This window comes from Roseovarius sp. S88 (genome assembly GCF_037023735.1).
GTDB classification, from domain to species: Bacteria; Pseudomonadota; Alphaproteobacteria; order Rhodobacterales; family Rhodobacteraceae; genus Roseovarius; species Roseovarius phycicola.
Genome location: NZ_CP146069.1, coordinates 3,334,447 through 3,346,250, shown reverse-complemented (window position 1 = coordinate 3,346,250; position 11,804 = coordinate 3,334,447). Strand labels below are relative to the sequence as shown.

The following is an 11,804-nucleotide window of genomic DNA, read 5'->3' as shown; positions in this document are numbered from 1 at the left end:
GCAATACCCAAGGGTTTGGGGCAAAGCCCCAACAAAAATCTGTGCGGCGGAGCCGCTCTGCTTGATCAAATCGTCTGGTCGTATTCACCCACCGAAGGTTCCGTGCGAATGACTGCATCAATCTCTTCAAAAATCGCACGCATTTCCGCATCTGACGTGGCGCTCTCGCAAACCACAACCAGGTTTGGTGTATTGGAAGACGCCCGCACTAAACCCCAGCTGCCATTTTGCAAAATGACACGCGCGCCGTTCACGGTCACCACCTCTTTTATGGGTTGTCCGGCAAAGCTTTCACCTGCGTCTTTCTTTGCTACAAGCCTGGATACCAACCGTTCCAATACGTCGTATTTCTCAGTATCGGCGCAATAGGGCGACATCGTGGGTGTCGAAAAGGTTGTGGGCAGGGCCCGGCGCAGGTCGGACATCGACATGTCCGGGTTGCGATCCATAAGTTTGCAGATTTCCACGGCCACGCGCATACCGCAATCGTATCCGCGGCCTATGGGTTCGGCCAAAAAATAGTGCCCGGATTTCTCAAATCCGGCCAGTGCGCCGATTTCCTTAACCCGCCGCTTCATATGGCTGTGTCCAGTTTTCCAATAATCCGCAGTCACACCGTTTTTTTGGAGCTCTGGGTCCGCTGCAAAAAGGCCGGTGGATTTCACATCCGCCACGAACGTCGCGTTGGGATGCAGCTTGCTCAGATCGCGGGCCATGATCACGCCCACCTTGTCGGCAAAAATTTCCTCGCCCTCATCGTCGACCACTCCGCAGCGATCCCCGTCGCCGTCAAAACCAAGTGCAAAATCGGCCCCGGTTTCTTTCACAGTCTCAGCCATGTCATGCAGCATTTCCATGGCCTCCGGGTTGGGATTGTAGTGGGGAAACGTGTAGTCTAGTTCGTTGTGGGACGGGATTACCTCCACCCCAAGCCGTTCAAACAGCTCTGGCGCAAAAGCCGCGGCAGTACCATTCCCCGTGGCGCAGACAACCCGAAGCTTGCGAGTCATTTTGAAGTCGCCCACAAGATCGTCAAGATACGCGTCGCGCACCCCATCCACAAATTCATAGCCGCCACCTGACCGCGCTTGACCTTCTCCTCTCAGAACGATGTCGCGCAGCTCGCCCATTTCATCGGGACCGTGTGTCAGCGGCCGCTCAAAGCCCATCTTAACCCCAGTCCAACCGTTGGGGTTGTGAGACGCCGTGACCATTGCCACCGCTGGCACATCGAGATGAAACTGCGAAAAATATGCCATGGGCGACAAGGCGGGACCAATATCCTTGACCTGAATGCCTGCCTGCATCAGCCCGACGATCAAGGCATTTTTAATAGCCAGAGAATAATCGCGATAATCATTGCCCACGGCAATAACGGGGTCGATGCCGCGATGATGAATTTGAGTGCCAAGCCCCAAACCCAATGCCGTCATTCCCGGAAGGTTGATCTCATCCGGGTATTTCCAACGTGCGTCATACTCGCGAAATCCTGTTGGTTTGATCATTGGATCGCGAAGAAACTCCCAGGTGTTGGGGGTGACAACAGGCAAAGGTTTGGTCATTGGGGAAACTTTCATTTCTTCAAATCTTCAAAGGCGCGCCGGGTCTGATTTGGCCAGCGTGTCAAAACTCATCAAACTCCGCACAAGAGCAGGCATTTTATTCAAAGGGATCATATTCGGCCCATCGGACGGTGCGTGATCGGGGTTTTCGTGGGTTTCTATAAAAACGGCTGCTATGCCAAGCGACACCGCGGCGCGCGCCATTACCGGCGCAAATTCCCGTTGCCCGCCTGAGCTTGCTCCTTGGCCGCCTGGTTGTTGCACAGAATGCGTGGCGTCCATGACAACGGGGTATCCAGAATTGGCCATTTGTGGCAAGGATCGCATATCGGTGACCAGGGTGTTGTAGCCAAATGACGTGCCGCGTTCGGTCAAAAGAATGCGTGTATTGCCAGTGCTTTCTAGCTTGGAGATCACGTTCGGCATGTCCCAGGGTGCCAGAAACTGTCCTTTCTTGACGTTTATGGCTGCACCCGTTTCTCCTGCCGCCAACAGAAGATCAGTTTGACGGCACAAAAAGGCAGGGATCTGAAGGACGTCTACAACCTTCGCAACTGGCGCGCATTGTTCGGGCAAATGAATGTCGGTCAGCACTGGCACGCCCACGTCATCCTTGACGGTTTGCAAGATGTCCAAACCCTCCTGAAGCCCCACACCCCGTTTGCCAGAAAGCGAGGTGCGGTTGGCCTTATCAAACGACGCCTTGAAGATATACTGCGCTCCGGCTGCGTCACACGCAGACTTCATCTCGCGCGCGATCATTAGGGCGTGCTCCCTACTTTCCATCTGGCACGGCCCGGCAATGAGTGTGAGTGGTTGGTCATTGCCAACACGCAAACCGGAGATATTGATAGTTTTCATAGGATCAAGACGAAACCTGTTCTCTGAGGACTGATGCGGTCAGCGACAACAGCAGGTAGATACCTGTGAAGATCAAAAACGCAACCAGAGTGTTCTCGAAGGATCTTGGATATGAGGGATCTTGCGACGCGACAGGTTTGACAGCCACGGTCAGGTATCGCACCTGTTTGTTGGCTTCTATTTCCGATTGGCGTTTTGTTTCCAAAGCAGATTGCAGCACCAGGTCCGACGTCGCCAAGTCGGCCTGGGCCATCTGAATTTCCGAAGCTTGCGAGGCGAGCGAAGAATTGTCTTCAGTCGCGCGGTTTAGTCGCGCGTTTTGTTTGTCGAGTTCAGCCTGGAGCACCTCTACCTCTGTGCGCAGTGCTTCAACGCGTGCCTGGTTGGGGCGTGAGTTGTTGAGTTGGGTGTTCAACGCCAGCTGTTTTTCCTGAAGTTGAATTTCGACATTGCCGATCAAGTTTCGAATATTGGCAATCTCGCCTTCGGGGTCGAGGATCGTGCCTTCTTGCAATTCGACCAACCGGCGCTGCGCAGCGCGGCGTTCGTTTTTGGCCTCATCAAGACTCTCTTGCGCGGTCTTGACCGCATCAAATCTTTTCTCTTGGCTAAGTTGGTCAACGCGCTCTTCCGCGTATTCAATCAGTTGCTCCGAAAAAAGACGGCTGATTTCCGGGTCGGCTGTAGATAGTTCCATCCGAATGACGCCTTCGGTTGGATCATAGCCCAATTTCACGTATTTCTTATAGACTTTGTAGGCCGCTTCATTGGTGGCTTCGGGGTCAAGCCGTTGAAGCGCGTCGATCGACTCTTGGCTGAAGTGATCCCGAAAGCCCAAGTCATTGTCCAGTCGCAGCATGGCGTCTTTCGATTGCAAGTACGATTGTGTGGCGATGGAATCCTGTCCGGTGGCAAACTGGCTTGGAAGCAACCCACCCAGGCCACCTGCGCTGCTACCAGCGCCGTCTGCGGTGAGGATCAGAAACTCAGACTTGGTTGTGTACATCGGCGTGGCAATTGCGAAAAAGTAGTAGCCAGCAATAAGCGTTGGCAAAAACACAAATGCCGCCAACCGCGACAGCAAAAGCAATAGTTTGCGGCGGCGGCGAGACGCGATATCTTGTTGAATGCTCCGGATGTCTTGTGCGCGGCGCTCTGCGGGGCTGATATCCGTCGAGGGCAGGTTGATGCGTTCACTGGGCAAGGTTTGAGGCAGTTGAACGCTTTCTTTTGCGCTGTCTCCCCCTACTGCAGATGAGACCAGTTCGACAATATGCGTGCGTTGAAACGGGTCAATCCCCTTCGCGCGCAAGAGCCGTACGGCATCAAAATCCGACGTCGGAGCAAGCCCGTGTTTGTGCGCCATACGGCGCGCCATGCGCAATTGCCGTCCTGTCAATCCTTCTTTGCGGATATCTTCGACCTCAAGTGAGGTGCCTGGCGCGGTAGCGCTTGGCACAGCAGTTTGTTCACTTTGCCCAACAGCCGCATCCTCACCTGGCGCGGCAGTCATGTCCGCCTCACCTGATGCTACCGGCGAAGTTCCCTTGGATGCTGAACTTGCGGTCCTGCGGATGCGAAACTTTCTAGCTTTGGGTTTCGTAGTCATAAAGCTGTTTGGCCTCTTCCAGGGTATCGAACATATGTAATTTGCCATTCATCAAAACAGCGGCTTCTCGGGCGAATTTCTCTAGTGTCGTCGGTTGGTGCGATACGATCACAATTGTCGTTGTTTGCAACCTTTCGCGCAAGATCCCGCCGGCGCGGCGGTTAAACTCCACATCTGTTGAACTCGGCATGCCTTCGTCGATCAGATACATGTCAAAATCTAAGGCGAGCATCAAAGCCAGTGCAAAGCGCGATCTCATGCCTGATGAGTAGGTGCCCAGCGGCTGATCAAAGTACTCACCCAGGTTGCAGACATACCTGCAGTACGCTTCGACGTAATCCGGGTCGAGGCCATAGAGCCGCGCAATATAACGAGAGTTTTCTTTGGCTGAGACACGGCTGATGACACCGCCCATAAAGCCAAGCGGGAAACTGATCCGACAGCCGCGCCGCACTTCACCCTCATCTGGCTTTTCCAGACCGGCCATGATGTTGATGAGAGTGGTCTTGCCCGTGCCGTTAGGTGCCAGAATGCCGAGACTACGGCCTAGTTCGACGCGAAAGGACACGCGATCAAGGATAACCTTGCGCTGTGTTCCTGTCCAAAAGGACTTACTCACATTCTCGAACTCGAGCATGCAAACGCTCCGAACTGCTCCGCTCGCCCTCTTTAACGGGGCTGCCTTAACACGGCATTAGCCGCTTTGCGGGACACTATGTCTGAATTTTCGCCTAAATTACAATGAATCAGGGCTTTTTTGTGCCGGTGCGGCAAAAAAGCGGCTCACGACAGATCACATCGCCGAAACCGCCTTTTTCAAAGAGAACATGTTTGGCTTCGAAGGGCTTACGCTATGGCCTGCCAGGCAAGGCCCGCCAAAACAGCGCCGGAGATCGCAAAACCTATGTAGGCGGCAAAGACACGCGGTTTGACCAAGGCCCAGACCGCAATGGCGGCAGGAATGCAGCTCACGCCGCCAGCTATGACAAAGCTCATTGCTGCTCCGTTACTCATTCCTTGGTCCAATAGTCCGCTGACCAGCGGCACTGCGGCATAGCCATTGAGGTAGGCCGGAGCGCCGACCAACGCACCAAGAACAATGGTTCCAATGCCATCCCCCCCAAGGGCTGTGGCAATCCACTCCGCTGGTACGTAGCGCAGCATCAAGGCCTCAAACACATAGGCAAGGGTCAACCATTTCAGAAGAAAAATACCGTTCTCCAATAAGTTACGCCGAAACACTTCGTTGCGTGGGCTTTCCACCCAAAACGCCCAAAGCGGTTTGCCTTCAAATGGTTTTTCGACCCCACAACACCCGCCAATCTGGGGCTTTTCCCGCAATGGATTGGCAAAGATCACTGAACGCGCGAAGAGCTTGGTTGCAAAACCGCCGAATAGGCCAAGACCTACCGCAGACAGTGTTTTGGCGATGGCAAACTCCCAGCCCAAAGTGCCTGAGGTGATCAGGAACATCGCGGGGTCCATCAACGGTGACGCCAGCCAAAAGGCCATAACAGCACCGAGGGGTGCACCAAGGGCCAGCATAGCTGCGATAAACGGGATGACTTCACAGCTGCAAAACGGGGAAAGACCGCCCAGAAGCGCGGCGAAGACCACCATTTTCGCCTGATTGCCTTCAAATGCCTTTGCCAAGAGAGTCTCGGCGCCGGTTGCTTTCATGTAGGCTACGGCCAGAATCGCGAAGACGATGAACGGTGCAGTGTGCAACAAGGCACCTGCGGTGAAGTTCACTGTTGGCCAAAGCTGCGGTGGGTCAAGAATCGCGACAAGAGTCAGAACCACGACCAATGCCAGCCATGCCTTGTCGATATTGTGCCAGGTGCGACGCAGGGCAGGGGGTGAGATGTCAACCATGCTCATGACCTTCATGTGGTTGATCGGTATCGGCACAACATTCACGCAAGAGAAACTCGCTCAATATACGCAGCTCGTCATAGGCCACGGCGGCGCAAATGATGCTGCGCCCTTGTTTTTCCTGTGTGACAAGCCCCGCCTGAGACAGGATTTTCATATGATGGGTCAGGGTTGACCCGGTGACGCCGGTGCGTTCTCCCAGTTCCCCGATGCGCAGTCCATCTGGCCCAGCACGCACCAATGTGTGCAGCACGAGCAACCTTTGTTCACTCCCCAAAGCGGCAAAGGTAGAGGCGGCCTGTTCAAGCGGGATATCGGGAATCATTGCGGTTTTCATATTTCTAAAAATATAGAAATAAATATCTGTGACAAGTAATATTTCGAAAATTGTTGAAGTAACGTAGTTCTGATTGCCGCAGGGCCTTTTATATCAAGCGTCTGTGGGGTATGAGCGCGCCGTTGTAACTCGAATGAGAAGGATTCCCGAAATGGGGTACAAAGTCGTCGTCGCGGGGGCCACAGGCAATGTGGGCCGCGAAATGCTGAACATCCTGGCCGAACGCCAGTTTCCTGTCGATGAGATCGCCGTGCTTGCAAGCCGCCGGTCGCTCGGCACAGAAGTCAGCTTTGGCGAACGAACTTTGAAGACGGAAGATCTGGATACGTTCGACTTCACGGGCTGGGACATTGCGCTCTTTGCCATTGGCTCGGATGCCACCAAGAAATATGCGCCAAAATCTGCGGCGGCCGGCTGTGTGGTGATCGATAACAGCTCACTCTATCGCTATGATCCAGACATCCCGCTGGTGGTGCCCGAGTGTAATCCCGAAGCCGTGGAGCAATACGCAAAGAAAAACATCATCGCCAACCCCAACTGCTCAACCGCGCAGATGGTTGTCGCACTAAAGCCGCTGCATGAGCGCGCGCGCATCAAACGGGTTGTGGTCAGCACCTATCAGTCTGTTTCGGGCTCTGGCAAAGATGCGATTGATGAGCTCTGGGACCAGACCAAGGCTCAGTACAATCCAACTGCTGATTATGAGCGCAAGGTCTACACCAAGGATATCGCCTTCAACGTCATTCCGCATATCGACAAATTTATGGAAGACGGCTCCACCAAGGAAGAATGGAAGATGATGGTGGAGACCAAGAAGATCGTCGATCCGTCGATCAAGGTCACGGCCACCTGCGTGCGCGTGCCCGTTTTCGTGGGCCATTCCGAAGCTGTGAACATCGAATTCGAAGAGTTTCTCGATGAGGACGAGGCCCGCGATATTCTGCGCGAAGCGCCGGGTGTCATGGTGATCGATAAGCGCGAGGATGGCGGTTACGTCACGCCCCGCGAATGTGTGGGGGATTACGCCACCTTCATCAGCCGTATCCGGCAGGATAGCACAATCGACAATGGTCTGAACCTGTGGTGCGTGTCCGACAACCTGCGCAAGGGCGCGGCTCTCAATGCAGTGCAGATCGCGGAAACGCTCGGCAATCGGGTGTTGAAAAAGGGCTGAGCGGCCTTCTCAAATGCTAGTTGAAATATGCGCCGTCCACATCTTGGGCGGCGCATATTTTTTTATTTCTGAAAAATTTGCGTAAATTCCCAAGAAACCGGGCGCGGCAGGCGTCATAAGGTCAGATGATCCTTGGATCGACGTTTCAGGAGAGTACCCCATGCGTGCAATTCCCCTCTTTTTGGCCGCGTTGCCAATTCCCGCCTTTGCTGACGATTTCGCCCTGTCCAGCGATGTGAGCGCAGTGACACTTTACCCGCAGGGTGCCACCATCACCCGTGTAGTGCCCTATACCATTCCAGGGGGTCAGCATCAGTTGATCCTGACGGATTTACCGCGCTCTACGCCCTTGGCTTCCGTGCGGGTCCAGGTCACCGGTGCGCAGATGGGCAGTGTGTCGGCACGCAGCGATTTTGTTCCGCCGCGCAGCGAGGAAGAGACATCGGAACTTCAGGCCGCAAGAGCCGAAGTAGAGCGCCTTGAGGCTGCATTGCGCGCCGCACAGGGCGATATTGAAGCCATCAGGCTTGAAGCAGAAGCGGCGCAAGCGCGGGTCACGTTTCTGGAAAAACTGGGTGAAGGCGACGGTGTGGCAGAACTGGATGTTACCTCCCTCAGGGATTTGTCTGCAATGATCGGAGACGAGACCCTAACCGCCCTGAAAACTGCGCATGAAGCTGAGCGTCGCGCCGAAGAGGCCACTTTGGCACTCAAGGATCTGACCAAAGACCTGGATGAGGCGCGTCAAGCTCTGGCGGCGCTGGTGCCTGAGCAGGAAGACAAAGCCATGCTGGCCGTCTCCGTGTCATCTGACGTGGAAACGCAAGGAACGCTGACCGTCACGTATAACACACGCGAAGCAGGTTGGCAGCCGGTTTACGATGTGCGCCTGACGCGCGAGACTGGTGCGCTCAGCCTGGAACGCGGGGCCTATGTAGCGCAATACACCGGTGAGAATTGGGAGAACGCAGCGCTGACCCTTTCGACGGTGCGCCCAAGCGAGCAAACTGCGCCAAGCGATGTCTGGCCCTGGCTGCGTCGGATTTATGAAGCAGATGTGCAAGTGCGTGGCGCGGTTCAAAGCCTGGAAGCGTTCGCGGATCAGGCTGAAGGTCGTGTTGCCGCAGAGCCTGTTGCGGTGGAGCAAGCGGCGGCGAACTTCGATGGTCTTTCGGTCACGTATACCTATCCTGGACCTGTATCCGTGGCCTCAGGCGCGGATCGTGTGCGTTTAGCTTTGGGGGAGTTGGAAACCTCTGCCGAGCTTGTTGCTCAGGCTGTGCCGCTCAGTGATCAAACCGCCTTTCTCATGGCGAGTTTCACCAATGACATGGGCGAGCTGATCCTGCCCACGGCCGAGGCAAGCTTTTATCTGGATGATCGCTTTGTCGGCCAGCGTCCGATGCAAATGGTGGCATCTGGCGGTGAGGCCGAATTGTCCTTTGGTCCGATAGATGGCCTGCGCCTGACACGCACAGTACTTGATCGGAATGAAGGCGACAGGGGTGTCATCACAAAATCCAACCAGATCACCGAGGATGTACGCATTGAGGTTGAAAACCTGACCGGCCAAAGCTGGCCTGTGCGTGTGCTGGACCGTGTGCCTTATTCTGAGCAGGAGGATCTGGAGATCACCTGGAGCGCATCACCCAAGCCGCAGGATACAAGAGTAGACGACAAGCGCGGCGTTATGGCCTGGAGCTTTGATCTTGCTGCGGGCAAGAGTCAGTCTGTGAAACTGTCACATACGATTGAATGGCCCGAAGGCATGTTTATTCAATAGGTGTAAGTTGTGGGCGGAGTTAAAACCGCTCGGCCCGCAGCACTTCACAATCGGTGACGCAGACGACGCCTATGTGACGTTCCACCACCGAAAACGCCGCCTCCAACAGCGTATCCAGCCGTTCAGGGCGAATAATGCACACCACCTGCACCATACCATCGGCACGACCAACCTGACCAGAACGGCTCCATTCACCTGATCGCCCGGATCCACCAAAGACAGGGAGAACGGTGTATCCTGTAACGTCGGCCTTCTGAAGGGCGTCGGTCAGGCGGCTCTGCATCACTTTTTCAATCGTGATTTCTACCCGTTTGGCTTTGTGTGTTTGCATATCAGCCTCCTGTCGCAGCACTGGCAATGGCCACATAGAGCGGAATGCCAAGCACAAGATTGAAAGGGAATGTCACGCCGAGCGACAGCGTGAGGTAAATCGAAGGGTTGGCTTCGGGCAAAGCCACGCGCATCGCGGCGGGCACAGCAATGTAGCTGGCCGACGCCGAGAGCACCATCAGAAGCACCGTCCCGCCAGTAGACAGGCCAAGAACCATGGCGGCGGCGAGACCTGCAAGACTGCCGACGACGGGCATCATGAGTCCAAAGGCGAGCCCGCCAAGCCCAATCGCGCCGCGTCCCTTCTTCATGCCGCGACCTGCCACAAGCCCCATGTCGAGAAGGAAAAGGCACAGCACGCCTTTGAAAGGGGCTACGATGAAACTGTCAATCTCGGCGAGCCCCTCGGGTCCTGTGACCCAGCCGATGAGGAATGCGCCGACCAATAGGACAATCGAACCATTGAGCAGGATCTCCCGCCACAGCCCTGCATCCATGCGCCCGCCTTTTTCGCCACGTGAGACAAGCCAGAGCGCCGATAAGATCGCCGGTGCCTCCATCGCCGCAGCCACGGCGACCATGTAGCCCTCTGACGCTATGCCACGCCCTTCCAGAACGGATGTGGCCGCCACAAAGGTCACAATCGAGATCGAGCCATAATGCCCGGCCACGGCAGCAGCGTTCAACCGATCCATGCGTGACACAACACGCAACAGCATGAAGGCAATGAATGGCAGGCTTGCCGACAGGATAACCCCTGCCAAAAGCGTGAGGCCGAGAGTGGCGTCAATGCCGTGATCGGCGACGCTCACTCCGCCTTTGAACCCAATGGCAAAGAGCAGGTAGATCGACAATGCTTTGGCAGCCGCTTCCGGCACCGAGAGATCGGATCTTGCCAGCGCCGCAGCGAGACCAAGAGCGAAGGACAAGACAATAGGCGAAATCAGATTGTCTGCGGCCAGCGAAAGAATTTCGGTCATAAAGTTCCTGTCCCTGTTTCTGGGGAACTAGTCGATTTGTAACGAAAAGAAAGTAGGACTTGGTTTAGGCTTAAACCGGCACGAACTTATCGTCCACCGCGCTGTAATGCTCAATCTCGCCTTCGCCAATGTCATGCCACAGGCCATGCACGGTCAGGGTGCCGTCGGCGATGCCATCACGCACGAAAGGGAAAGACATGAGGTTTTCCAGTGAAACGATGACGGCCTGTTTCTCCAACTCGGCGATACGTTCTTCCTTGTCCTCAATATCTTTGACCCGGTCATAGCCCGGGCGCAGAATATCCATCCACCGGCCCACAAAGCTTGTTTTGCCTTCCAGCTCGGGCGCTTCACCGGAACACATCGCCTCACAGCCGCGCACGCCCCCGCAATTCGAATGGCCCAGCACGATTACATGCGCCACTTTCAACGCAGTGACAGCATATTCCACGGCTGCGGACGTACCATGCTGCGCGCCGTCCTCCGTAAAGGGGGGACCAGGTTGGCAATGTTGCGGTGCAAAAAGAACTCACCTTGGTCAGCCCCAAAGACGGCTGTGACATGCACCCGGCTGTCACAGCAACAGATCACCATTGCGCGGGGATGCTGGCCCTCATGCGCCAGATGGCGATACCACGCCTGATTATCTTTGTACTTTGTTGCCTTCCAGCCCTGGTAGCGCTGGACTAGATAACTTGGAAGCGGGCGGACTCTCTTCATCACAAACGCCTCATTCTGTGTCCCATCGCTCTGGTTGATAATCCCAATTCGATAAGAATTCGAGAGAGAATTTGGCCCCCAGGCAAGGATTTGGGAACGTTGAGGGCGTAGAGGTCGCTTGGCCGATGGGGGCAAAACATGTGGGTGAAGATGTGGAACAGGTTACCCTTCTAGAACAAAAAGAGGCGGTTCGGCTTGATTCCGACCGTCTGGAACAGCTATATCATCAGCTTGGCGAAGCTGGCGCGGAGAACGTTTTGTGCCGCGCGCTTGAAGAGCTGGCGGCGCGGTTGTCACATACAGAGAGATGTTACCGTGCCGGTGAACTGCGAGACATGCGAAAAAACGCCCGCAGCTTGATCGCGATTTCCGAACAAATTGGTATGGAAATGCTGGCGCATGTGGCGCGGGATGTCACCAAATGCATTGACGAAGATGATCTTGTGGCACTCGCCGCGACTTTGGCTCGTTTGTTGCGTATTGGGGAAACATCACTCTACGAAATCTGGGATCTTCAGGATTACTCGATCTGAATGCTTGCAGGCGGCGCAGTTGCGGGTAGGTTGAGGCGAT

At 55.3% G+C, this 11,804-nt stretch carries 11 protein-coding genes and 1 pseudogene; 3 read left to right on the top strand and 9 right to left on the bottom strand.

Going from position 1 to position 11,804, the window contains the following annotated elements; all coding sequences use genetic code 11:
• Window positions 1-65: 65 nt before the first annotated feature.
• The 6 genes from RZ517_RS16955 to RZ517_RS16930 form a co-directional block, all read right to left on the bottom strand.
• On the bottom strand, window positions 66-1,562 hold the full coding sequence (locus RZ517_RS16955) for a phosphomannomutase/phosphoglucomutase (RefSeq protein WP_338551186.1): 1,497 nt from the start codon (window positions 1,560-1,562) through the stop codon (window positions 66-68).
• 27 nt (window positions 1,563-1,589) lie between these two features.
• Window positions 1,590-2,423, bottom strand: a complete 834-nt coding sequence (gene kdsA / locus RZ517_RS16950) for a 3-deoxy-8-phosphooctulonate synthase (protein ID WP_338549302.1) — start codon at window positions 2,421-2,423, stop codon at window positions 1,590-1,592.
• Between the two features lie 4 nt (window positions 2,424-2,427).
• The gene (locus tag RZ517_RS16945) at window positions 2,428-4,032 is read right to left on the bottom strand and encodes a capsule biosynthesis protein (RefSeq protein ID WP_338549301.1); all 1,605 of its coding nucleotides are present in this window, start codon (window positions 4,030-4,032) and stop codon (window positions 2,428-2,430) included.
• Window positions 4,010-4,669 (bottom strand): ABC transporter ATP-binding protein, encoded by a 660-nt coding sequence (locus tag RZ517_RS16940; protein ID WP_338549300.1) that lies wholly within the window; start codon window positions 4,667-4,669, stop codon window positions 4,010-4,012. The genes RZ517_RS16945 and RZ517_RS16940 overlap by 23 nt, the downstream gene beginning before the upstream one ends.
• 209 nt (window positions 4,670-4,878) lie before the next feature.
• Window positions 4,879-5,907, bottom strand: coding sequence for a permease (locus RZ517_RS16935; RefSeq protein WP_338549299.1), 1,029 nt, complete (start codon window positions 5,905-5,907; stop codon window positions 4,879-4,881).
• Entirely contained in the window at window positions 5,900-6,232 is a 333-nt protein-coding gene (locus RZ517_RS16930; protein ID WP_338549298.1) for an ArsR/SmtB family transcription factor, read from the bottom strand. The genes RZ517_RS16935 and RZ517_RS16930 overlap by 8 nt, the downstream gene beginning before the upstream one ends.
• A 163-nt stretch (window positions 6,233-6,395) precedes the next feature.
• On the opposite strand from RZ517_RS16930, the gene RZ517_RS16925 reads away from it, so the two are divergent.
• Complete coding sequence (locus RZ517_RS16925; RefSeq protein WP_338549297.1) at window positions 6,396-7,418, top strand: aspartate-semialdehyde dehydrogenase; 1,023 nt, start codon at window positions 6,396-6,398, stop codon at window positions 7,416-7,418.
• A gap of 160 nt (window positions 7,419-7,578) precedes the next feature.
• Window positions 7,579-9,201 (top strand): mucoidy inhibitor MuiA family protein, encoded by a 1,623-nt coding sequence (locus RZ517_RS16920; protein WP_338549296.1) that lies wholly within the window; start codon window positions 7,579-7,581, stop codon window positions 9,199-9,201.
• A gap of 19 nt (window positions 9,202-9,220) precedes the next feature.
• Here the strand turns inward: RZ517_RS16920 and RZ517_RS16915 are convergent, their stop codons facing one another.
• The 3 genes and pseudogenes from RZ517_RS16915 to RZ517_RS16905 all read right to left on the bottom strand — a co-directional run bounded on the left by RZ517_RS16915 (window position 9,221) and on the right by RZ517_RS16905 (window position 11,231).
• A complete protein-coding gene (locus RZ517_RS16915; RefSeq protein ID WP_317056780.1) occupies window positions 9,221-9,532 on the bottom strand; it encodes a P-II family nitrogen regulator in 312 nt (103 codons plus the stop codon).
• Between the two features lies 1 nt (window position 9,533).
• Entirely contained in the window at window positions 9,534-10,511 is a 978-nt protein-coding gene (locus RZ517_RS16910) for a sodium-dependent bicarbonate transport family permease (protein WP_338549295.1), read from the bottom strand.
• A gap of 70 nt (window positions 10,512-10,581) precedes the next feature.
• Window positions 10,582-11,231 (bottom strand): annotated as a pseudogene (locus RZ517_RS16905) (carbonic anhydrase).
• 125 nt (window positions 11,232-11,356) lie between these two features.
• Here RZ517_RS16905 and RZ517_RS16900 point away from each other — a divergent pair.
• Complete coding sequence (locus tag RZ517_RS16900) at window positions 11,357-11,764, top strand: hypothetical protein (RefSeq protein WP_338549294.1); 408 nt, start codon at window positions 11,357-11,359, stop codon at window positions 11,762-11,764.
• The last annotated feature ends 40 nt before the right edge of the window (window positions 11,765-11,804 follow it).